The organism is Lactococcus sp. FSL W8-0209 (assembly GCF_038006585.1).
GTDB classification, from domain to species: Bacteria; Bacillota; Bacilli; order Lactobacillales; family Streptococcaceae; genus Lactococcus; species Lactococcus lactis.
On the sequence record NZ_JBBOVN010000001.1, the window covers coordinates 1,331,197 to 1,353,216 of the forward strand.

General features: G+C 35.2%; 19 protein-coding genes. 17 read left to right on the forward strand and 2 right to left on the reverse strand.

Translation table 11 applies throughout. The annotated features are described in order from the left end of the window. The first annotated feature begins 104 nt into the window (after positions 1 to 104). The 5 genes from MKX45_RS06630 (at position 105) to MKX45_RS06650 (ending at position 7,465) form a co-directional block, all read left to right on the forward strand. A complete protein-coding gene (locus MKX45_RS06630) occupies positions 105 to 851 on the forward strand; it encodes a class A sortase (protein WP_340816934.1) in 747 nt (248 codons plus the stop codon). 110 nt (positions 852 to 961) lie between these two features. Beyond that, positions 962 to 2,698: a transglutaminase-like domain-containing protein gene (locus tag MKX45_RS06635; protein WP_340816935.1), complete on the forward strand. Its 1,737-nt coding sequence runs from the start codon at positions 962 to 964 to the stop codon at positions 2,696 to 2,698. 19 nt (positions 2,699 to 2,717) lie between these two features. Beyond that, a complete protein-coding gene (locus tag MKX45_RS06640; RefSeq protein ID WP_057720271.1) occupies positions 2,718 to 3,962 on the forward strand; it encodes an XcbB/CpsF family capsular polysaccharide biosynthesis protein in 1,245 nt (414 codons plus the stop codon). 121 nt (positions 3,963 to 4,083) lie between these two features. Further along, on the forward strand, positions 4,084 to 6,849 hold the full coding sequence (locus tag MKX45_RS06645) for a phosphatidylglycerol lysyltransferase domain-containing protein (RefSeq protein WP_260140387.1): 2,766 nt from the start codon (positions 4,084 to 4,086) through the stop codon (positions 6,847 to 6,849). After that, positions 6,836 to 7,465 carry a DUF998 domain-containing protein gene (locus MKX45_RS06650; RefSeq protein WP_057720269.1) on the forward strand — a complete coding sequence of 210 codons (630 nt, stop codon included), beginning with the start codon at positions 6,836 to 6,838 and terminating at the stop codon, positions 7,463 to 7,465. The genes MKX45_RS06645 and MKX45_RS06650 overlap by 14 nt, the downstream gene beginning before the upstream one ends. Here MKX45_RS06650 and MKX45_RS06655 read toward each other — a convergent pair. Beyond that, on the reverse strand, positions 7,410 to 7,856 hold the full coding sequence (locus tag MKX45_RS06655; protein WP_340817272.1) for a rhomboid-like protein: 447 nt from the start codon (positions 7,854 to 7,856) through the stop codon (positions 7,410 to 7,412). The two genes, MKX45_RS06650 and MKX45_RS06655, sit on opposite strands and share 56 nt — an antisense overlap. After that, positions 7,847 to 8,185, reverse strand: coding sequence for a rhomboid-like protein (locus MKX45_RS06660; protein ID WP_260140382.1), 339 nt, complete (start codon positions 8,183 to 8,185; stop codon positions 7,847 to 7,849). The genes MKX45_RS06655 and MKX45_RS06660 overlap by 10 nt, the downstream gene beginning before the upstream one ends. Positions 8,186 to 8,338: 153 nt before the next feature. Between MKX45_RS06660 and pcrA the strand changes: the two genes are divergently transcribed. The 12 genes from pcrA (at position 8,339) to MKX45_RS06720 (ending at position 22,017) form a co-directional block, all read left to right on the forward strand. Continuing rightward, positions 8,339 to 10,615: a DNA helicase PcrA gene (gene pcrA, locus MKX45_RS06665; protein ID WP_015426326.1), complete on the forward strand. Its 2,277-nt coding sequence runs from the start codon at positions 8,339 to 8,341 to the stop codon at positions 10,613 to 10,615. Between the two features lie 19 nt (positions 10,616 to 10,634). Then, positions 10,635 to 11,102 carry an 8-oxo-dGTP diphosphatase gene (locus MKX45_RS06670; RefSeq protein ID WP_003132061.1) on the forward strand — a complete coding sequence of 156 codons (468 nt, stop codon included), beginning with the start codon at positions 10,635 to 10,637 and terminating at the stop codon, positions 11,100 to 11,102. Between the two features lie 46 nt (positions 11,103 to 11,148). Continuing rightward, positions 11,149 to 11,721 carry a DNA-3-methyladenine glycosylase I gene (locus tag MKX45_RS06675; RefSeq protein ID WP_015426327.1) on the forward strand — a complete coding sequence of 191 codons (573 nt, stop codon included), beginning with the start codon at positions 11,149 to 11,151 and terminating at the stop codon, positions 11,719 to 11,721. 77 nt (positions 11,722 to 11,798) lie between these two features. Further along, positions 11,799 to 12,257, forward strand: a complete 459-nt coding sequence (locus tag MKX45_RS06680; protein WP_015426328.1) for a VOC family protein — start codon at positions 11,799 to 11,801, stop codon at positions 12,255 to 12,257. A 164-nt stretch (positions 12,258 to 12,421) separates the two neighbouring features. After that, the gene (locus tag MKX45_RS06685) at positions 12,422 to 13,930 is read left to right on the forward strand and encodes a flavocytochrome c (protein ID WP_015426329.1); all 1,509 of its coding nucleotides are present in this window, start codon (positions 12,422 to 12,424) and stop codon (positions 13,928 to 13,930) included. 170 nt (positions 13,931 to 14,100) lie between these two features. Then, positions 14,101 to 14,793: a hypothetical protein gene (locus MKX45_RS06690; protein ID WP_033899461.1), complete on the forward strand. Its 693-nt coding sequence runs from the start codon at positions 14,101 to 14,103 to the stop codon at positions 14,791 to 14,793. A 139-nt stretch (positions 14,794 to 14,932) separates the two neighbouring features. Then, the gene (gene truB / locus MKX45_RS06695; RefSeq protein WP_057720267.1) at positions 14,933 to 15,922 is read left to right on the forward strand and encodes a tRNA pseudouridine(55) synthase TruB; all 990 of its coding nucleotides are present in this window, start codon (positions 14,933 to 14,935) and stop codon (positions 15,920 to 15,922) included. 30 nt (positions 15,923 to 15,952) lie between these two features. Beyond that, positions 15,953 to 16,855, forward strand: a complete 903-nt coding sequence (locus tag MKX45_RS06700) for a bifunctional riboflavin kinase/FAD synthetase (RefSeq protein ID WP_129881605.1) — start codon at positions 15,953 to 15,955, stop codon at positions 16,853 to 16,855. A gap of 97 nt (positions 16,856 to 16,952) precedes the next feature. After that, positions 16,953 to 17,924 carry an L-lactate dehydrogenase gene (locus tag MKX45_RS06705; RefSeq protein ID WP_057720266.1) on the forward strand — a complete coding sequence of 324 codons (972 nt, stop codon included), beginning with the start codon at positions 16,953 to 16,955 and terminating at the stop codon, positions 17,922 to 17,924. A gap of 158 nt (positions 17,925 to 18,082) precedes the next feature. Then, complete coding sequence (locus tag MKX45_RS06710; protein ID WP_057720265.1) at positions 18,083 to 19,144, forward strand: DUF871 domain-containing protein; 1,062 nt, start codon at positions 18,083 to 18,085, stop codon at positions 19,142 to 19,144. Continuing rightward, a complete protein-coding gene (gene murQ, locus MKX45_RS06715; protein ID WP_015426335.1) occupies positions 19,137 to 20,030 on the forward strand; it encodes an N-acetylmuramic acid 6-phosphate etherase in 894 nt (297 codons plus the stop codon). The genes MKX45_RS06710 and murQ overlap by 8 nt, the downstream gene beginning before the upstream one ends. Before the next feature lie 34 nt (positions 20,031 to 20,064). Then, a complete protein-coding gene (locus MKX45_RS06720; RefSeq protein ID WP_057720263.1) occupies positions 20,065 to 22,017 on the forward strand; it encodes a glucose PTS transporter subunit IIA in 1,953 nt (650 codons plus the stop codon). Positions 22,018 to 22,020 lie beyond the last annotated feature (3 nt).

Here is a 22,020-nt window from a genome sequence, read left to right on the forward strand (position 1 = left end):
CTATACGCAAGATTTTTTTGTAAAACAATTAAAACTTTTGACTCAGAACTTAAAGCATGGTACAATGAATAAAAAGAGTACACAAAAAGACAAGGTGGGCAAAAATGGCAGAGCGTAAAAAAACTAAAAGAGGAAAATATAACTGGCTGTTAAATACATTTATTGTTCTTCTATTTATAGTAGGATTAGTCTTAATTTTTAATAAGCCAATTCGTAACATGTTGATTGCAACAAATAGTAATAAATATCAACTTCATAATGTTTCACAAGAAAAGATAGAAAAAAATAAAAAAGCTGATGTAAGTTTTGATTTTGCTGCGGTAAAATCAGTAGATTTTCAATCAGTCCTTACTAACCAGTTTAATAGTCAACCTCTACCTGTAATTGGTGGTATTGCAATTCCCGAATTAAATATCAATCTTCCCATCTTTAAAGGGGTTGGAAATACTTCACTTTTATATGGAGCGGGAACAATGAAAGCTGACGAAGTCATGGGTGAAGGTAACTATAGTTTGGCTGGTCATTATATGACTGGATTTACTTCTGACTTATCTATCTTATTCACTCCGTTAGAGAAAGCAAAAGCAGGAATGACGATTTATGTGACTGATAAAGATAATATTTATCAGTATAAAATTGATAAGATTGATGTAGTGACGCCAGAACATGTTGAAGTAATCAATGATAGTCCAGGTAAAAAAGAAATCACTTTAGTAACCTGTGCTGATGCTGAAGCGACTCATAGAATCATTGTACATGGAACTTTTGTAGATAAGACATCTTATGATAAAGCAACTGATACCATGAAAAATGCATTTGAAACCAAATATAATCAAATTAAAAATTTCTGATTTAAGAACTTCGTTATTATACGAAGTTTTTTTATTTAAGATAGCGATTGCAAAAGAAGGAAGATGATAGTATAATTATCTTAGTAAATAAAGTAAACAAAAGGAAACTTATGAAATTTATTTGTAAATTAAAGATTACTTATTCATTTACAGGGTTATTATTTATATGTTCGTTTATGCTTATAGCTATGTTTTCTCAAGAAAACAGAGTTAGTGCTGATAGCGTCCCAACACTAGTTACTAAGAACCTAACTGTATATGCTGTTAGTGGTGACTTTTATAAACACGCTAAAGAAGCAGTTGTAACTGCCATAGACTCTAAGGGGAACCGAGTAGAGGGAGTAGATTATTACAACGGGCCGATAAAGTATAGTATATCAACTGATGCTTATGGTAATTGGGTTACAGATAAACCGGGTATATACTCGGTAACTTATTCTTTTGTTGACCCTTATACCAAAGCTTCAATCAGTCAGGAAGTTAAGGTTACTTCTGTTTCTTTACCGTCGTCGTCACTACCTATAAGTGAAATAGAAAATACATTAAATAAGAACGCGATTGTAGATGAGGACTCTGATAATAACGCTGTTTATGATAACTATAATGGAAATATACTAATGGCTTTTTATGCACATGACATATCATATATGACAAAAGGCTTTGAAGCCAGAGAAGAAAAAAATTATATTTTAACTGGCGGATATAAAAACTATAACTACAGCGAAAATGAATTGAAATCAGCAACCTCTCTTATGGAAGGTTTCAGTAACGTATTGGAAGGAAAAAATACTGATTTTGACAAAATAGAAGCAATAGAAGATTACGTTGATGATTTAATGACTTATGATCTTGCAGGTGCAGAACAAGATGGCACGGAAGCAAATAATATTATATCTGGTGCACGTTTAAATGAAATTGTTAGCAATGACCATGACCAATATTATGGTCAAGCGTTTAGTGCTTTTTTATCTGGCAAAGGTGATTGCATGCAGTATTCGATGCTTTCAGAACTTGGTTATATCTATGCTGGAATTCCAGCAGTGACAGAAATTAATAATGGAAATGTACCTACTGATGGTTTTTACCTTTCCTTTGGAAATGGGGGACACGAGTGGAATGAGGTTCAAGTAAATGGACAATGGTACATTGCTGATGATACATGGGCCGATAATGATATACGTTGGAGAGGGCTTATAGGTATGGATAAACTTCCTACTCAGGATAAGATTGGAATAAATACATTAACAAATCAACCTTTATATTATCATACTGGTAATGTTCGGAAATTAACGTTAATGAATAAATCGATGATTAATCCAACCTTAACTACTCAGCCGATTACAACGATTTCTGGTAGTGGAAACTACCAAAATATTATGTATAATTCCATTGTGAATGCAGTTTATAGTGATGGTAGTTTAGTTCCGCAATCAGAAATACACTTTTGTGTCCCCACTATAACTGTCGATGGATTGAGTTATTGGGCAACAGATTATACTGGAGTTCATAATGTTAATTTCAATTTTAAAGACCCAAACACGGGGGATATAATTACTTCAACAGTATTGGTAACTACTGTTAGTCCAATTTTACTTACCACAACCGTTAGTGCAGCTTCTGGCAGTGGAAATTATGAAAAAGTGATGTATAATGCCATAGTGAATGCTAAGTATAGTAATGGAACTCAAGTCCCTCTGTCTTCTATCCATTACCTTGTTCCAACTACAATTGTTGATGGACAAACTCATTGGGCTACCGATTATCCTGGCAACTACAATATTCAATTTAATTTCACAGACATTACAGGACAAATCGTAAAAGTAAATGCAACAGTCATCATAAATTAAACAAAAAGGGAAAAACAAAATGAATGAAGAATTATATAATTTTTTACTGGGAAAAATATTTTATTTTTGTCAATTGCCAAGCTATACAAAATGGGGAATCTGGTCATTTGAACCTGACGGTAAGATAAAAGGAATGCATAGTGACTTTGAACAAACATGGAAAATTGAAAATGAGCGGCTATTAATTTTAGATAGTCAAGGGCATGTCACTTGTATTTTTGAAGGTCAGATAGAAAAAATGCAAAAAAGTCATTTGCTTCGTCCAGGAATGGAACACTTTCAAGTTGCTTTGATTGCTACTGATTTAATTGGTTATGATTATTTTGATAGCCTTTGCCCGATTGAAAATGATTTAATTGCAGCATGTATGCAAACAGGGTCAGTGGCAAATGAAAAACTACGTCAGCTTCTTTTAGAAGATAAAACCATTGACGGTTATTATGCCGGTCGGGCTTATGCTGTTAAGAGAAAAGATTTAGAAATTGGATTAAAGCAATATAAAGGAGTTTTTTATGATTTAGAGCTTTCGCAAAACCAGCCTGATTTTTTTACTAAAAAACTTTTGGTTTGGTTCCCAGGACTATTGAGCTACAATCACGGGAATGCTCGGGAAAACTTCTTTCCTAATCCTTTTGAAGGAATTACAGGCTCTATTGCTAAAAATACAGCGGTATTAAGAATTGCCGATAGTAATTTAATTAATGGTTCTTATTATCTCAACACTCCCAATTTTAGAGATTATGAACAAAATATTCAGGAATTAATCGCAAAAACAGCCAAAGAAGAAGGAATACTTAGAGAGAATATACTATGTGCTGGTTCTTCCCGTGGGGGTATGGGTGCACTTTATCATGGATTACTTGGAAATTATGCACTTGTATCAATGGACCCTGTCGTAGATCGTAGTCCCTGGTTGCAATCTGCTGATGTTCAATTAATGTTTGATTGTATTCCTGTTTCATTCGTAGATAAGCTCAATCAATTATTGGAAAAAACAAATTTATCAGCTGAAAAAATACAAGTAATAACAAGCCCTCAAGTTCCGATTACTTATCCATTTATTATTCAATTAAAAACTTGGAAGTTAGCACTTAAAACTTATCGTATGAAGTTGACAGATGAACAATTTGATTATCAGCCCTATGGTGGGAAAATGCATGGAGATTTTGTAAATCGTAATATCCCCCTGCTCTTGATGAAAATTAATGAATTTCTTTATGGATGCGATTCAATAGAGAATACGATAGATGAAAAAACCTTGTAAATAATCAAGGTTTTTGATTATCCTCCAAATATAAAAATGGATGAAAAATTATTGAAAAAATGATATGATAACGACATATATTAATTATTTTTGGATAAAAGTTATTTGATAGAAGGAAGTTATGAAAAATAAAAAATCAGCTAAAGTTAAGCAAGATAAGGTAAAACAAAGATTAAAACGAGTAAAACCATGGCAGGATAAGTCTGCAAAACTTCTTGGGCATTTATTACAATTTGCCTCAATTTACGCTTTAATAGTTGGGATTCTTGGCTGGTTGATGCCTCCTGTTCAAAAACTATTATCTGGTTTCCTCTATCTTTTTGCCCTTCCTACCGATTTTAGTATTTTTAATGCAATTGTTCTATTTATTTTAGCAAGCTCAATTCGACACCGGAGAAGATTAGCCCTTTGGATAGAAATTATCTATTTCCAATTAGCTTTTGTTGCATTTGGTCTTATTTTCTTATTGGCCTATTTCTTTGGATTTGTGACCAAAGAAGCACTAGACATGTCACAATTTTCTATCTTCTCACTTTTATTTGTTATTCTCGGAGTAGTTGTTTCTCTTGCGACAGCTGTATTAATGATTTTATCTCGAAATGCCTTTCCAACAAAAATTGTGAATGGCACTTGGTGGAAAGGTATAATTATTGCGGCTGTAGGATTTGTCTGCTCTATTATTGGCGGAGTAATTGTTTCATTTTTAACTTTCCATGGTTCTGTATCCTTAGCTCAAAGAATTGCTTACGTTTTTAGAGAATCTGTCAGTGATTTCCGTTACCTTCTTCCTTTTGGTCAGGAAATTTTCCCGTACAGCTCTGGAAATAATATTTGGGTCAGTACTACAATTTCAGTCATAATGCTTCTTGGTTTTATCAGCGCATTTCTCATTTTTACGCGCTCTACTCAAAAAGAACTTTCGGCAAATGCAAAACAAGAATTAGCAATCCGTCAGCTAATTCTAGATTATGGTGATAATGACTCGCTTGCTTACTTTGCGACTCGCAGAGATAAAAAAGCTATCTTTTCTAAAAATAAAAAAGCTGCCATCACTTATCATCTTTTTGGAGATGTTTTGTTAGCCAGCGGCGACCCAATCGGAGATGAAAAATCATGGAAAAGTGCGGGAGAAGCATTTCTCAACCTTGCACGAGCACAGGGCTGGACACCAGGCGTTATTGGCTCCTCTGAAGCAGGAGCAAAAATGTACGCTCAATTAGGTCTGAACGCAACTGTATTCGGGGATGAAGCGGTCGTTATCGTTCGTGACTTTTCTATTGAAAATCCAGCCATGCATGATGTTGCACAAGTTATGCGTCGTGCAAAAAGAGAAAACTATCAAGTCAAGATTCGTCGCCAGGCTGAAATTCCTGCTACAGAACTTAGTGATTTAACCAAATTAACAGAACAATGGCGAAATGGTGATGAACGTGGTTATTCAATGGCCTCAAGTCGATTTGGTGATCCAACAGACCAACAAATAATGATTGTAACAGCATCCGATGCTGCTGGAAAAGTTCAAGGAATTTTATCCTTTGTTCCGGTGGGGTCAGATAAACTGTCGCTTGATACGATGAGACGTTCTCCTGAGGCAATGAATGGAGCTGTCACTTTCATGATTAGCAGTTTGATAGAAGCAGCTAAAGAAAAAGAGATAAGCGAAATTAGTTTAAACTTTGCGGCAGCACGGCAATTCTTCATTAACGGAGAAACATTGCAAGCGAATGCCTTAGATAAAGCGGCACGAACTGTAATGAAATTCTTTTCACGTTGGTACCAATTGGAATCACTTTATCGTTCAAATGATATTTACTTGCCAGAATGGCGAACTCGTTATATTTGTTATGATAATGGCGGTTCTCTTACTTCCGTTCTTTTTGCAATTGGCCAAGCTGAAGGATTTGTTCCGACGAATATCTTTTCTAAAATCAAAAGTTTCTTTTCACGAGATTATGACCCTAGAACAGAAAATCGCTGGTGGAAAAAATCAGATTTCATCAAAAAGGTTCATCGACTTGAAGAAAATAAGCGATTGGAATTATTGAATGAAGCTGGTCATGATGACAGTTATCTAAAAAAATTAAATGATCTTAGAGAAAATGGTATTCCACCATTTAGTCTTCCCGATAGCGAAACCGAATCAGTAGAAACTCTTAGAAATAAATTTGAATCAGTTGATGAATTTGATGAAAAAGAATATAGCATTCATGGGAAGTTAATTAGTTTGCGTGGCCGAGGCGCAATGCAGTTTGCAGATTTGGCAGATAATCAAGCAAAAATTCAATTGGTTATAAAACGTGACACTCTTAATGAATATGCTGAATTAGAAAATCGTTTAGAAAATTTTGTAATATGGAAAAAAGATGTGACCGTTGGTGATAGAGTATTGGTTAAAGGAAATCTGATGCGCACGCAAACAGGTGAATTGAGTCTACGGGTTAACTCATGGAAAATGCTTTCTAAAACACTAAGAGAACTGACAGATATCGAAAAAATAGGCCATACAAAATTTATTGAACGAACAGAATATTTATCAAGAATTAGAAGAGATTTGCTATCAAACAGATTTGTTGAAGTAGATAAGCAGGATTATTTGGCATTGGCTGCGGGATATGATAAGGTCTTTTCTATTCAGAATTCAAAAGTAACAGTTTTATGGGCTTATCACTCAATTGAATCCTTAAAGAACCTTCTTAGTAATCTACTTGAAGATGAAATTCTAATGGATTTATCAGAAGTTTTTCCAGACCCTAAAGCTAATGAAGATGCTTTGCCAGAGTTAAAAAGAGCACTCAGTTATGGTTTGCCTGCTTTTGCAATGGCAGAGTTCTATTTACCAACTGAAGCAGCTGATTTAGGAGTAGATTCAGAAAATGAAAAAAAGTAATTACTTAATCATTATTGCTATTTGTGCTGCCTTATTGTACAATGCTTGGATTCTTGCATTTTGGTTAAATCCAACAGTAGTTAACTCAAGTCTATTGAGTGGACTTTCTGCACTTAATCAACCTTATCATCAATTATTCACCTTAACAGATATTCTTTTCGCTTGTTTTTCTTTGATACTTGCGTGGGGACTTTTTAAACAAAATGAAAGAGAAGACAAACGTCTTCTCATAATTTTTCTTTCGATTGCGGGATTTGGTGCAGCAACAGGATTAGCTACAATGTTTCCATATGCTGATATTGCTCACAGTGAGGGAATTCCCAATCCATTTAAAGCACCTGAACTCTTTTTACACGACGGATTAAGCGTTTTAGCCTTATTATTTATTCTTACAGGAGTGATTTTTTCACTTTTAGTTTATCGAAATAAATTTGTTTTCCTTTTGGTCATTGCTTTTGTAATTACAACTTTACTTTCTTTCATTGCGGGTGCAATTCCTCAGTTAGTAGGCCCTCTTGGTCAGCAGATTAATGGGGTGCTTGGTGGTATATGGTTAGTATTTATTTGTTGGAGAGTTCTGAACGGCACTTCAAAAGAAGTTCGTAAGGAGAACTGACCGTACGCACTGGTGATAATTTAAGGAGTAATCTAGCAGAGATAAAGCCAAAGATAGTTGCAAATAAATGTCCTGTGTCCCAAATGCTGTGATCAATAAATAAAGGAAGCAAAATGAAAAGACCAATGGCTACTAAACCAATATAGTGTAGCCATTTTTTCATCAAGAGAATAGCAGCAGCACATCCAGCAACCATAATATATGAAACACCAACATCAGTTGCCATTGCTAAAGAACTGGGCGCACGTCCGCTATTAATTGCCCAAAGTTCAAGAAAAATAGTAGTAAGACTGGCTAAAATATGACCGGATAATGTAATGACAATCATTCTTGGTGAACCATATTTTCGTTCTGCCCAAGCAATAATCGTCCAAAAAATGGCTACATAAATGAGGAACCTGCTCCATTATCCGCAACCCAAAAAGCACTATCAAAAAAAGTAGAAATTGGCTTATCAGATACCCGAGCTATACTTGTTGAAGAATGATTCGTTAAAATATTAATCAGGTGTTGTGGTGCAGTTCTTTGAACTAGTGTAAAAGCGCAAAAAATGGCAGTATAGGTAAATGTTGCAGGCGCTGACTGAAGCCATTTTGAAAGAAATTGGGTGTAGACGGATAATTTACGAACTTCATCATGAATTTTAGGAGAAAAATGGGCTAAAAACTTAAAAAAATACCAAAGACAGCATAAAATTAGTACAGTTGATAAAAAAATCATTTAATCTTTTCCTTTTCCTTTTATTATATCATTAATGTTTTATGAGTGGGGGCTATTTTGATACTTTATAAGCATGGTGAAGAAAAAAGGAAACTCGCATTAAGTGATTTACTTATGATATAATTAATAATGATTTGCAGCTAGGAGAATAAAATGAATCCACTATTACAAGGAATGAACGAAAAACAAGCAGAAGCGGTCCAAACTACAGAAGGGCCTTTATTGATTATGGCAGGAGCTGGTTCGGGTAAGACTCGTGTCTTAACTCATCGAATTGCTTACTTAATTGATGAAAAAATGGTTAATCCTTGGAATATTTTAGCGATTACCTTTACAAATAAAGCAGCAAAAGAAATGCGGGAGCGTGCTTTATCACTTACTCCAAGAGCACAAGATACATTAATTGCGACCTTTCACTCAATGTGTGTAAGAATTTTGAGACGTGATGCTGACCATATTGGTTATAATCGTAATTTTACAATTATAGATCCAGGGGACCAAAAATCGTTGATGAAACGAATTTTGAAAGAAGCTAATTTAGATCCTAAAAAATGGGAACCCAAAGGGCTTTTAAATGCGATTTCAAATGCTAAAAATGATTTATTAGATGAATCAGCTTATGAAGCTCAAACAAGCGCTAGACATCCATACGAAATGGTTGTTGCGCGTGTTTATAAGATTTACCAAAAAGAATTACGAAAAGCAGAATCAATGGATTTTGACGATTTAATTATGCAGACGTTGCGCCTTTTTGATGAAAACCCGGATGTCCTTTCTTACTATCAAGGGAAATTTCAATATATTCATGTTGATGAGTATCAAGATACCAACCATGCACAATATCAGTTGGTTAAACTTTTAGCCAGTCGTTTTCAAAATATCTGTGTCGTTGGGGATGCTGACCAATCAATCTATGGTTGGCGCGGAGCAGATATGCAAAATATCTTAGACTTTGAAAAAGATTATCCAAAAGCTAAAGTTGTTTTGCTCGAAGAAAATTACCGCTCAACAAAAACAATTCTTGATGCGGCAAACAATGTTATAAAAAATAATTTAAAACGTCGACCAAAAGAGCTCTGGACGCAAAATGATGCTGGAGATAAGATTGTTTATTTTCGTGCTGGAAATGAACAAGAAGAAGCAAATAAGGTTTCTGAAATTATCACATCAGGTGTTCGTTCAGGACGTTCTTATGCTGACTATGCTGTGCTTTATCGGACTAATGCTCAGTCTCGGACAATTGAAGATTCTTTTGTTAAATCTAATATTCCTTATACAATGGTTGCGGGAACGAAATTCTACTCACGTAAGGAAATTCGTGATGTTATTGCTTATTTAAACGTAGTAGCAAATCCAGCAGATAATATGAGTTTTGAACGAATTGTTAATGAACCTAAACGAGGAGTCGGTCCGGGGGCATTAGAAAAATTACGTCGTTTTGCTGACAGTCGTGGACTTTCTTTAGCAGATTCAAGTTTTGATATTATGTTATCCGATATTCGTGGAAAAGCGGCTGGTGAGATTTATAATTTGGCAATGGCCTTTGATTTGTTGAGAACACATAGTGAAAGTTCAACAATCACAGAATTAGTTGAAGAAATGTTAGAGCGTACTGGCTATGTCAAAGCTTTGCAAATGATGCCAAGTATCGAAAATCAAGCACGAATTGAAAATATTGAAGAATTCTTGTCAGTAACTAAAGGATTTGATGAAAAATCAGAAATTCCTCTAGATGAAGAAACAGGAGAGCCAATTATTGAAACTGGTTTAGATAAGTTGAGCCGTTTCCTTAACGAAGTTAGTTTGCTTTCTGAAACAGATGCTTATGAGGAAGAATCTGACCAAGTAACAATGATGACCCTGCATGCGGCAAAAGGTTTGGAATTTCCAATTGTTTTCTTAATTGGAATGGAAGAAAACATTTTTCCTTTATCACGGGTAAATGAAGATATTGATGAGTTAGAAGAAGAACGACGTTTGGCTTATGTTGGAATTACACGGGCAGAAGAAACGCTCTACTTAATGAATGCCAATCAACGTGTGCTTTATGGTAAAACGAATTATAATCGTCCCAGCCGTTTTATTTCGGAAATTGATGATGAATTACTAGAATATGCTGGGATTGCTCGTAAAGCAAATTCAAGCTTTAATGCTTCTTATAAATCTGGTGGTTTTGCCAGTGGGATTTCGATGTCAGATGCGCTCCATCAAAGAAAAGCAGTCATTAATCCAACTGCAGCTCAAGCGACGATTAATAATTCTGAAACAGAAGATTGGCAAATTGGCGATACAGCGATTCACCGTAAATGGGGCGAAGGTATGGTATTAGGAATTTCTGGTTCTGGTAAAAATATGGAACTCAAGATTAATTTCCCAGAAGTCGGAATGAAACGTTTATTAGCAGCAATGGCTCCAATTGAGAAAAAATAGAAAAAGTAGTGAAAAAATAATGACTTATCATGAGTTAGAACAAGTCGAATTGACAAATATGTGTGCCATTATTGACGAAAAAAATCATAAAGTTCTTGTTCAAGAGCGTAAAAAATCATGGACTGGAATTGCTTTTCCCGGAGGACATCTGGAAAAAGGTGAGGCTCTTGTTCCGTCAACAATAAGAGAGATTAAGGAAGAAACTGGACTTGATATCACAAATTTAAAACTTTGTGGAGTTAAGGATTGGTTTGAACCTGAGAAGAACAGAAGATATATGGTTTTTCTTTATTCAACAACAGAATTCTCTGGTCAATTAATTAATGAAACGGATGAAGGTAAAGTTTTCTGGCAAGATATTAATCAATTAGCAAATTTGAATCTTGCAAGTAGTTTTCTTGAAATGGCAGACATGATGCTTCACTCAACTTACTCAGAATTTGTTTATGAGATTGATGGAGAGCATTGGGAAAAGAAATTTTATTGATTTTGCATAATAACTATTATGTAAAGTGATTGGATTGAGGTAGGAAATGACTGAATTAAGAAGATGTAATTGGTGTTTGTCAACTGATAAAATGATTCATTATCATGATACTTATTGGGGAGTCCCTTTACATAATGATCAGGAACTTTTTGCAAAATTGGTCCTTGATTTAAATCAAGCAGGGCTTTCTTGGGCAACAATATTAAATAAACAAGAAAATTTTTATGAAGCTTTTGATAATTTTGAAATTGAAAAAGTAGCAGTATATGACGAGAATAAAGAACAAGAACTTTTACAAAATGCGGGAATTATCAGAAATAAATTAAAGGTTAAAGCGGCGATTGTTAATGCTCAAAAAGTTTTAGAAATTCAAAAAGAATTTGGCTCCTTTAATAAGTACATCTGGTCGTTTACTGACGGAAAAGTTTTACAGCATCGAGTTAATGATGAGTCAGAAATTCCAGCAACAAATGAACTTTCTGACAAAATGAGTAAAGATATGAAGAAACGTGGTTTTAAATTTACAGGTTCAACGGTTATCTATGCTTTCTTGCAAGCTGTAGGAGTGATTAATGACCACGCAGATTATTGTTATAGACAAGCAGAATTAATGGATTGAAGCGCTTTCTTGTGGTAAACTGGTTATAGTATTAAAGTTGTAATTACTATAAAATTTTATCAGAAAAGGAGCTTACTATGGCTAATATTCACCCTTATCTTACTTTTAATAATACGAAGGAAGCATTAGATTATTATAAAGATGTTCTTGGAGCGACAAATATTTCACGAATGCCTCTGGCTGAAGAACAAGCTGAACAATTTGGAGTTCCAATCGAGAAGGCTTCCGATTTAACAATGCACTCTCAATTTGACATTCTAGGTTCAACCATTATGGCTGCGGACAATTTTATGAAAGTTGATCCTCTTGTTTATGATTCTATTTCAATTTTAATTGATTTAGATTCGGAAGACGAACAAGCGGTCTCACAAGCAGATGCTTTTTGGGACAAGGCTGTTGAATCAGGGACAGTCACTGTTAATTTACCTTTTGAAAATCAATTCTGGGGTGGAAAAATGGGTGATTTTACTGACAAATACGGAGTGCGTTGGATGCTACATGCTCAGCCTTATTCTAAGTTACAATCGAACTCATAAATCTTTATAAGTAAAAATGGAAAGTACTGACGATTCTGTCAGTACTTTTTGTGATTTATTCTAAAAATATTTTTAATGACAGCTAAAAATTTTATAGATATTTGGAAAGTTGCTAAAAATTTGTTATAATAACTATGTGAATTTTAACACAAAAGGAGTAATTTATGAAAATTTGGACTAAACTAGGCTTGCTAACGCTTGTGGGCCTCTCTTTGACTTCTTGTGGAAGTAATACAAAGAATACAAAAGGACAATCAAGTTCGTCTCAGAAAGTTGAAACCTCGGCTGGTGCAAGTAAATCAAACATCTATGCTGACCCTTCTACTTTAAGTGATAAATACGATGTGATTATTGTTGGTTCTGGTGGAGCTGGAATGACTGCAGCAATTGAAGCAAAAGATGCTGGAATGAATCCAGTCATTTTAGAAAAAATGCCAATCGCTGGTGGAAATACTTCAAAAGCCTCAGCTGGTTTGAACGCGTCAGAAACATCAGTCGAAAAAGCACAAGGTGTCGCCGATTCAAATGATAAATTTTATGAAGAAACGCTCAAAGGTGGTGGCGGTACGAATGACAAGGCACTCCTTCGTTATTTTGTTGACCACTCGGCTGGTGCTGTTGATTGGTTAAATACAAATGGGATTGTTTTAGATAATTTAACTACGACAGGAGGGATGTCAGTTTCAAGAACTCACCGACCACATGATGGTTCAGCAGTTGGTGGTTATTTGGTAAAAGGTCTTGAAGAAAATATTACCAAACGAAATATTCCCTTATTTGTAAATAGTGATGTTACCAAAATTACTGAAAAAGATGGTAAAGTATCTGGAGTTAAAGTTAAGATTGAGGGTGAAACTAAAGATATTTCTTCTAAAGCAGTCGTTGTTACAACAGGTGGATTCGGTGCAAATAAGAAAATGATTGCAAAATATCGTCCTGACCTTAAAGATTATGTGACAACAAATGCCGCTGGTTCAACTGGTGACGGAATTACTATGATTTCTGAACTTGGTGGGCAATTAGTTGACATGGATAAAATTCAAATTCATCCAACTGTATTCCAAAAAACAGGTTATCTTGTTTCAGAATCAATTCGTGGTGAAGGGGCGATTCTTGTAAATCAAAAAGGAAAACGTTTCTTTAATGAAATGGATACTCGTGATAAAGTTTCTGCTGCTGAACTTAAACAACCAGGAAAATATTCTTATGTTATTTTTGGAGAAGGAACTAAAGATAAAGTAAAAGCGGTTGAACAGTATATGTCTAAAGATATGGTCGTTGAAGCTGACAGTATCAAGGAACTTGCTGACAAGCTCGATATTAATGAAAAAACGCTGACTTCAACAATTGATGATTGGAACAAAGCTGTATCAGCTAAAAAAGATGAAGACTTTGGTCGTACAACAGGAATGACTACTGAAATATCAGGTAAGTATTATGCCATTAAAGTGGCACCAGGAATTCACCATACAATGGCTGGGGTAAAAATTAATACAAATACTCAAGTCTTGAAAAAAGATGGTAATCCAATTCAAGGATTATATGCTGCCGGAGAAGTTACAGGTGGTCTCCATGGTGGTAACCGTATTGGTGGTAACGCTGTTGCTGATATTGTTATCTTTGGACGACAAGCTGGAACTCAATCTGCGGCCTATGCTAAAACAAGCAATTAATATTTATTAATAAGTAGTTATTGAGAATAAAAGTTACTGACGGACTATTTGTCAGTAACTTTTTGTATTATTAAGATTGATTAAAGGTAAATTCTTTGAAATAGATAAGAAAATTAAGTATAATTTAATTATGAAAAAGTATTTTTCAAGCTTTATTAAGGAGGCTTTTTATGGCAAAACATTCAAAAGCGAGTTCAAAAAACAGCAAAAAAGTAATTGCAATTGCCAGTTTGGCAGTCATTTTAGTAGTTGCTCTCGGAATCATTGCTTATCAAGTTTTTTATCCTCATAAAACTCCTGATAAGTCAGCCTCTTTTGCACAAACAAGCTCGACAAAAGTAAGTAAGAGCACAAGTAGTAAATCACAAAGCTCTAGTACAACGAGTGATTCAACTCAAGAATCAACTTCCGCTTCAAGTAGTTCAAAGACTTCGGCATCTTCAAGTAATGACTCTCCAAAAAGCTGGTCAACTCTAACTGGAAAGCAGCAAGATGCAGTTTATGCCCAATGGGTTAATAATGCTCAAGGCAAATTTGATATTTATACTGGAGAATCTTACTTAACTTATCTTGTTAATGTAGGTTCAAATGGCGTATCCACGTATTCTGACCCTGTCAATGTTATACAAAATACAGCACGTATTCAACAAAATGCTGATGGAACCTATTATTTACAAGTTCCTGATCCAACGCAGACAGGTTTAAGAATGGCACAGGATCCATGGCCAATGGTTCAATGGCAAACTAAAGAAACACTGACAGGTGCGCAACTTGTAGCTAAATATGGTTCGGATGCTTCGCTCAATAGTGGTAGTTCACAAATCAAATCAATAAACGCCACAAAAGTTCCAACGGGAAATTAAGTATAATAAAAGATTGACTTTGGTCAGTCTTTTTTAGTCAGAGAAATTATTGACATTCTGTCAGTAATTTTTTTATGGAAAGGACCAATCATAAAGACTGTAAGTGATTTTTTAGTCAAAAAATGCTATAATTTTCAGGATGAATGAAAATTTAAATGGCATTTTAAATGTCTATAAAGAAGCGGGCTGGACATCTTTTGATGTTGTTGCCAAACTTCGTGGTATTTTAAAAACAAAAAAAATTGGACATGGTGGAACTTTAGACCCTTCTGTGACAGGCGTTTTACCAGTGGCCGTTGGAAAATCGACGCGGTTATTAGAATACATGGAAGCGGCAGGTAAAATTTACGAAGGTGAAGTTACTATTGGTTTTTCAACGGAAACCGAAGATGCTGACGGGGAAATTGTTAGTAAAACGCCAGTAGAACGGGAGCTGACAGAGTCTGAAATTGACTCAGTAATGAAAAATTTTATTGGAAAAATAAAGCAAATTCCTCCAATGTATTCAGCCGTAAAAATTAACGGAAAAAAATTGTATGAATATGCCAGAGCTGGTCAGACAGTTGACCGTCCGGCAAGAGAAATTACAATCAAATCATTTGTCAGAACAAGTCCCGTGATGACTGATGAAACGGCAGGTTTGGTAAGTTTTTCTTTCAAAGTTGAGTGTAGTAAAGGAACCTATATCCGAACATTAGCAGTAGATTTAGCAGAGCAACTTGGTTATGTAGGACATATGTCAAAATTGCAAAGAACAGCAAGTAATGGACTGATGATTAAAGATGCCGTCAAACTCTCAGAGATTGAAGCAGCAATGGAGGCAGGAGAGCTTTCTAGCTTAATGTACCCAGCAGAATATGCTGTCAGTGATTTGCCAAGAGTAAATTTGACTGCTGATCAGTTTGAAATGGCACGAGTTGGAAAAAAATTTGCTGAGGATGATTGGGTTACAGATGAAACTACTGACAGCCCTGTCAGTAAGTCTAATAAAAGTGAATTTTTACTGACAGACTTGTCAAAACTGACAAGAGATAAATTTGCAGCCTTTTATGATGATAAATTAGTTGCTGTTTACATGAAACATCCAGAAAAAGCAGGAATTTGGAAACCAAATAAAGTATTGGTTTAATTCTTAGCAATATGAGCCAAAGTGAGAAAAATGGAAATATTAGAATTTAATGATGAACTAAAATTTGATGAAGAACTTATCCTTGTCCTCGGTTATTTTGATGGATTACACAGAGGACATCAAAGTCTTTTTACAGAAGCTAAAAAAATTGCGGCGGTATTGAATTTAAAAATAGCTGTTTTTACCTTTCCGGAAAAACCGACATTAACCTTCAACAAATTTGAACCTGAAATGCTTTTGAAATTAACTTCAGATGAAAAACGAGCAGAGCTCTTTGCTGAAAATGGGGTAGATTACCTTGTATTTAAAGATTTCACTTCTAATTTTGCTCATCAAACTTCAACTGAATTCGCAGAAAGTGTCGTCAAAAGATTTAATCCCAAAGTGGTGATTACAGGATTTGATTATACGACAGGTTCTGATATGAAAAATCTCAAGTCAACGGAAGACTACCGTGTGGTCATCATGCCGGAAAAATCGGATGAACATGGAAAAATTTCATCGACACGGATTAGAAAAGCAGTTGAAGAAGGTGATATTGCACAAGCAAATGAACTTTTAGGTTATTCTTATGAAACAAGAGGCCTTGTTGTTCATGGTTTTGCCCGCGGAAGACAACTGGGCTATCCAACAGCAAATCTAGTAATTAAAGATTACGTTCATTTGCCAGCTGTTGGAGTTTATACCTGTGATGTCATTTTTGCTGGAGAACGTCATCGTGGCTTTGCTTCAATTGGATATAATGATACTTTTAACGGGACTGAAAAAACAGTTGAAGTTCATATTTTTGATTTTAATGGAGAAATTTATGGTGAAAAATTGACTGTTTTATGGCTAGATAAAATTCGCGATATGATTAAATTTGATGGGATAGATCAATTAATTAAACAAATGAAAGAAGATGAGCAAATTGCTCGTGATTTCAAAGCGTAAATAAACTGTAAGTAAATTGGGAAAAGAGATTTGGAAAGGGAGTAGAAAAACAACGTGAGTCAAAATGACATCCGCTGTTTTTTTATGATGAAAAGATATGAAAATAAATAACAAAAAAGTTGTAATTGTTGGAGCTGGAGCCGTCGGGAGTACTTATGCTCATAACTTAGTTGTTGATGATTTAGCAGATGAAATTGCAATAATAAATACCAACAAAAGTAAAGCTTCAGCCAACAGTTTAGACTTGCTTCATGCGCTTCCCTATTTAAATGCAGCACCTAAAAACATTTATGCTGCTGATTATTCAGATGTTTCTGATGCAGATATTGTTGTTTTGTCTGCCAATGCTCCATCAGCAACTTTCGGAAAAAATCCAGATCGCCTACAGTTATTAGAAAATAATGTCGAAATGATTCGTGATATAACTCGTAAAACAATGGATGCAGGTTTTGATGGTATTTTCTTGGTCGCATCAAATCCAGTTGATGTCCTTGCCCAAGTTGTTGCAGAAGTATCTGGCTTGCCTAAACATCGAGTGATAGGAACAGGAACGCTTTTAGAAACTAGTCGGATGCGCCAAATCGTTGCTGAAAAACTCCAAATTAATCCTAAAAGTATTCATGGATATGTTTTAGCTGAGCATGGGAAATCAAGTTTTGCCGCTTGGTCAAATGTGACAGTCGGTGCGATTCCATTAACAACGTGGCTCAAAAAATATCCTAATCCAGAGTTTCCAACTTTCGATGAAATTGACCAAGAAATCCGTGAAGTAGGCTTGGATATCTTTATGCAAAAGGGAAATACCTCTTACGGAATCGCTGCTTCATTAGCTCGTTTGACAAGAGCAATTTTTAGAAATGAAAGCGTGATTCTACCAGTTTCTGCCTATTTGACAGGAGAGTATGGCCAGTCCAATCTATATACAGGAAGTCCTGCAATTATAGATAGAACAGGTGTTCGAGCGGTCCTAGAGTTAGAATTAACTCAAGATGAGCAAGAAAAATTTAAAGCTTCAACGGTTCTTCTTAAAGAGAATTTTGATTCAATTAAAGAAAAATGTACTTTGTAAATATAATAAAAAGAATAAAGAAATTTATTCTTTTTATTATACAAAACAATGAAATAATATTTCAAAATAAAAAAAGATTAAATTGATACTTGAAATAATAATTCTTTTAGGTTATAATGAATACGTTATCAAGAAATAATATTTCGGAAGGATAAAAAATGTACGGTTATTCAATTTTTATGAATAGGGACTTGAATGAAAAGGACTATTTATATATTGACAAGATGACTAATCATGGTTTTAAAGGGATTTTCACATCGATGCATATTCCCGAGGATGAAGCAAGTTTATATAAAAAAAGGCTAATAGACTTAGGAACAGCTGCTAAAAAGAATCATTTGAAACTTATGGTTGATATTTCAGGTCAAGCTTTAGAAAAAGCTGGATTTTCTATTGATAGAGTAGAAGAACTTCAAGAACTTGGAGTAACTGGTCTCAGAATGGATTATCATATCAGCAATGAGACAATTGCGCAAGTTAGTCAAAAAATGACTGTCAGTCTAAATGCCAGTACAATCAGGCAAGAAGATATTGATGAGTTAAAAGAAAACAAGGCAAACTTTAATCAGCTTGAAGCCTGGCACAACTATTACCCAAGACCAGAAACAGGCCTTTCTCGGGAGAGCTTTCTTAGAAAAAATGAATTTTTGAAAAGAAATTCATTTAAAGTTATGGCCTTTATTCCGGGAGATGATTCTCTACGCCATCCTTTATATGAAGGATTACCAACCCTTGAAGCGCACCGCTATCAACATCCACTCTCTTCCTTACTTGATATGGAATCTATAAATATAGATCATATTTATGTCGGGGATGGAGGCTTAAAAGCAAGAACAGCTTGGCAGATTAACCAATATCTTCAAGAGGGGGAACTTGTATTGCAAGCAACCCAAGCAACAAGTGATTTTGCTAAAGTCCTCGGTGAGCATGAAAATAGACAAGATGATGCTAGAGATGTGGTCCGCAGCGCTCAGGCCCGCTTCAATGAAATTTCTGAAATAAGTCCAGAAAATACAATTGAGAGAAAAAAAGGCTCAATTACTATTGATAATTTTGAATATGGTCGTTATATGGGCGAAATTCAAATTACTAAAAGGAATTTGCCAGCAGATAAAAAAGTAAATGTTGTGGGAAATATTATTAAAGAAGATTTAGAACTTATTTCTTTTATTGGCCCAGGACAAAAATTTAAAATAGAAAAAGAGAAAAATAATGATTGATTTATCAACACTAACAACAGAACGACGAAATAACGAAACTTTTAACCTTGACCAAATGACTGTCGCAGAAGCGCTTATTAAAATGAATAATGAAGATAAAAAAGTTGCTTTTGCAGTTGAAGAAGCACTTCCAAGTATTGAACCAGTAATTTCATCAGCGATTGAAGCTTTTAACAAAGGTGGCCGTTTGATTTATATGGGTGCTGGAACAAGTGGTCGTTTAGGTGTACTTGATGCCGCTGAATGTGTCCCAACCTTTGGCGTACCAGCTACACAAGTGATTGGTTTAATTGCCGGTGGTGACAAAGCAATGACGGTTGCTGTCGAAGGGGCTGAGGATAGTCTTGAACTTGGAAGACAAGATTTGATTGATTTGAAGTTGAATGAGAACGACCTTGTTTTAGGAATCGCTGCCAGTGGTCGGACTCCATATGTAATTGGAGCTTTAGATTACGCTAAAGAAATTGGTGCTAAAACGGCAAGCCTTTCTTGCAATCTTAATGCTGAAATTTCAAAACATGCCGAATTTCCAATTGAAGTTGATTGTGGACCAGAATTTTTAACAGGCTCAACAAGATTAAAATCGGGAACAGCTCAAAAATTAATTTTGAATATGATTTCAACAATTTCAATGATTGGGATTGGTAAAGTTTATAATAACTTGATGGTGGATGTTAAACCAACAAATGAAAAATTAGTTGAGCGTAGTAAACGCATCATTATGCAAGCGACAGATTGTACTTATGAAGAAGCCGAAGAAAAATTCATTGAAGCCAATCAAGATGTTAAACTTGCAATTGTCATGTTATTAACTGATTGTGCAGCAGAAGAAGGAAAAACCAAGCTTGTTAGAGCAAATGGTTTTGTGAAAAATACTCTGAATTAAGAATTTACCTTATAAGGTAGGAGAAGGAGCAAAAATGGCAGAAGAAAAAATAGCTCGTATTGCACGAGAGATTTATGAAAATGTTGGTGGAACACAAAATGTAAAAAAATTGATTCATTGCATGACTCGTGTTCGGATGACCATTATTGATGATTCAAAAGTTAACTTAGCAGGTTTAAAGGCAATTGATGGAGTGATGGGTGTTGTTGAAGATGAAACACTACAAGTTGTCATCGGGCCTGGAACTGTAAATAAAGTTGCTCAAGCAATGGTTGAGACAGTTGGGGTAAGGTTAGGAGAAACTTTTCCAAGTGTTGAAGGTCAATCAATTGATGATTTAATGGCAAAAACAAAATCGGAAGCTAAAGAAAAATATAATAAGCCTTCAAAATTTAAAGCGGTTCTTAATACGATTTCTAAAATATTCGTTCCATTGATTCCTGCTTTTGTTGGTGCTGGTTTGATTGGTGGGCTAGCCTCTGTTTTAGGAAACTTAGTCACTGCTGGTACCTTAGATGCAGCAACATGGACCCAGTTTATTACCGTCTTAAAAATTATTCAATCTGGAATTTTTTCTTACTTAGCCATCTATGTCGGAATTAATTCAGCTCAAGAATTTGGAGCGACACCTTCGCTTGGTGGAGTTATCGGTGCGGTTTCCTTGCTCACAGGAATGAACCCAGAAGCGCCATTAAAAAATATCTTTAATGGAAGTGCACTTTCGGCAGGACAAGGTGGAATTATTGGCGTAATTTTCGCTGTTTGGTTACTATCGATTTTAGAAAAACAACTACGTAAATTTATTCCTGACTCAATTGATATTATTGTGACACCAACCATTGGTTTATTGGTCATTGGTTTTGCGGAGATTTTTGCCATTATGCCGGTAGCGGGAGTTATTTCTTCAAGTTTAGTCGGGGCAATTAACTTTATTCTTCAAGTTGGTGGTGGTTTCTCTGGCTTTGTTTTGGGTGTACTTTTCTTACCAATGGTTATGTTTGGTTTACACCAAATCTTAACCCCTATTCATTTAGAAATGATTGCTAAAACGGGCTCAACACAATTATTGCCAATCCTTGCAATGGCTGGAGCTGGTCAAGTTGGTGCTGCGATTGCGCTTTGGCTTCGATTGAGAAAAGATAAAGAATTTGTCGAACTTGTAAAAGGTGCTCTACCAGTAGGGATTTTAGGAATTGGTGAACCTTTAATTTATGGGATTACCTTACCACTTGGTCGTCCATTCATCACTGCCTGTATCGGTGGGGGGATTGGTGGTGCGATCATCGGTTCATTAGGTCAAGCTGGAGCCATTGCTATTGGGCCTTCAGGGCTTGCACTACTTCCACTTATTGCTAATGGTAAATGGTGGGTTTATCTTCTTGGACTATTGGGTGCTTATATTGGTGGATTTATTGCTACTTATCTTTTCGGTATTCCTAAAGATGCAAAAGAAAAAGCAGATAATTATGGAAAATCAGTCCAAATGGAAACTATTCAACCTACTTTACGGGTTGTGACAACTCCAGAATTTTCTAGTTCAACAATCGCATCACCACTTGAGGGGAATGTGAAAGAACTTTCTACAATTGAGGATGAAGTTTTCTCAAGCGGAATGTTGGGTAAAGGAGTAGCCATTGAACCAGATAATGGAGATGTCGTTTCGCCCGTCGCTGGAGTTGTTACTACAGTTTTTCCAACTAAGCACGCGATTGGTTTGACTAGTGATGACGGTGTTGAAATTCTTATTCATATTGGAATGGATACTGTTGGCTTAAATGGTGAAGCTTTTGAAAGTTTCGTTAAGCAAAATGATCGTGTCAAAAAAGGAGATTTACTGGTAAGAGCAGATCTTTCAAAAATAAAAGCAGCAGGTTTATCTATAATTACACCTGTGGTTATCACAAATTCTGATACTTATCGAGAAATCATTATCAGCCATTGTGGGAAAATAAGTAAAGGTCAAGAGATTATAACAGTTAAAGCATAAAAG

Bases quoted from the DNA above. Each gene is read 5' to 3' on its own strand.
- MKX45_RS06720 (WP_057720263.1), top strand. From the start codon at position 20,065: ATGGCAGAAGAAAAAATAGCTCGTATTGCACGAGAGATTTATGAAAAT.
- MKX45_RS06640 (WP_057720271.1), top strand. From the start codon at position 2,718: ATGAATGAAGAATTATATAATTTTTTACTGGGAAAAATATTTTATTTT.
- pcrA (WP_015426326.1), top strand. From the start codon at position 8,339: ATGAATCCACTATTACAAGGAATGAACGAAAAACAAGCAGAAGCGGTC.
- murQ (WP_015426335.1), top strand. From the start codon at position 19,137: ATGATTGATTTATCAACACTAACAACAGAACGACGAAATAACGAAACT.
- MKX45_RS06700 (WP_129881605.1), top strand. From the start codon at position 15,953: ATGGAAATATTAGAATTTAATGATGAACTAAAATTTGATGAAGAACTT.
- MKX45_RS06645 (WP_260140387.1), top strand. From the start codon at position 4,084: ATGAAAAATAAAAAATCAGCTAAAGTTAAGCAAGATAAGGTAAAACAA.
- MKX45_RS06705 (WP_057720266.1), top strand. From the start codon at position 16,953: ATGAAAATAAATAACAAAAAAGTTGTAATTGTTGGAGCTGGAGCCGTC.
- MKX45_RS06680 (WP_015426328.1), top strand. From the start codon at position 11,799: ATGGCTAATATTCACCCTTATCTTACTTTTAATAATACGAAGGAAGCA.
- MKX45_RS06635 (WP_340816935.1), top strand. From the start codon at position 962: ATGAAATTTATTTGTAAATTAAAGATTACTTATTCATTTACAGGGTTA.
- MKX45_RS06710 (WP_057720265.1), top strand. From the start codon at position 18,083: ATGTACGGTTATTCAATTTTTATGAATAGGGACTTGAATGAAAAGGAC.
- MKX45_RS06685 (WP_015426329.1), top strand. From the start codon at position 12,422: ATGAAAATTTGGACTAAACTAGGCTTGCTAACGCTTGTGGGCCTCTCT.
- MKX45_RS06675 (WP_015426327.1), top strand. From the start codon at position 11,149: ATGACTGAATTAAGAAGATGTAATTGGTGTTTGTCAACTGATAAAATG.
- truB (WP_057720267.1), top strand. From the start codon at position 14,933: ATGAATGAAAATTTAAATGGCATTTTAAATGTCTATAAAGAAGCGGGC.
- MKX45_RS06630 (WP_340816934.1), top strand. From the start codon at position 105: ATGGCAGAGCGTAAAAAAACTAAAAGAGGAAAATATAACTGGCTGTTA.
- MKX45_RS06650 (WP_057720269.1), top strand. From the start codon at position 6,836: ATGAAAAAAAGTAATTACTTAATCATTATTGCTATTTGTGCTGCCTTA.
- MKX45_RS06660 (WP_260140382.1), bottom strand. From the start codon at position 8,185: ATGATTTTTTTATCAACTGTACTAATTTTATGCTGTCTTTGGTATTTT.
- MKX45_RS06690 (WP_033899461.1), top strand. From the start codon at position 14,101: ATGGCAAAACATTCAAAAGCGAGTTCAAAAAACAGCAAAAAAGTAATT.
- MKX45_RS06670 (WP_003132061.1), top strand. From the start codon at position 10,635: ATGACTTATCATGAGTTAGAACAAGTCGAATTGACAAATATGTGTGCC.